Origin of the sequence: Streptococcus oralis subsp. dentisani (assembly GCF_003944205.1) — a bacterium.
In the GTDB taxonomy this organism is placed as follows: Bacteria; Bacillota; Bacilli; order Lactobacillales; family Streptococcaceae; genus Streptococcus; species Streptococcus oralis_BH.
On record NZ_RJPH01000048.1, the window covers coordinates 1 to 547 of the forward strand.

The following is a 547-nucleotide window of genomic DNA, read 5'->3' on the forward strand; positions in this document are numbered from 1 at the left end:
TTTCAAATGTATATTAGAAATGTTAAGTATCTTTTTCTTTTTATATAAATATTTAGGAGACTTTTCATATAAATTCCAAAATGCTAAATAATCTTCCTCTCTAGAATATAATTTACACAAAAATCTTAACACGATCTCTTGTAATCCAGAAGTATCTATGCCTCTAATTGCATATTGCATATGCGGTGATAAATTCACCATTTGATGTGTAACTCCCTCTGATTTCATAAGCTTATCAGTGTAAAGTTCTGAAGATAACTGAATAACACTATTTGCTTCATCGATCGCCAACTCATCCCCATTAACTTCAATACAATTTTTTAATTTAGCAATTGGTTTGCTATTCATTTTTTCGCTCGGACTAATTTGTGAAGGTATTGATATCTCTCCACTACAAATTACCTTACACTCTGGACATTCATAAGTAAATGGTATCCAGTTATAGAAACCTGCTTGCACTCTTATTATCATTATACTATAACATGTTTTACATTTCACAAAAAAATTAGCATTCACAACATTACTACCCACTATATTTATATTATTT

1 protein-coding gene is annotated in these 547 nt (G+C 29.1%); it reads right to left on the minus strand.

Annotation, left to right across the window (positions count from 1 at the left end; all coding sequences use genetic code 11):
• Positions 1-471: hypothetical protein (locus tag D8805_RS10065; protein WP_221762871.1), on the minus strand; the 471-nt coding region annotated here is incomplete at its 3' end.
• Positions 472-547 lie beyond the last annotated feature (76 nt).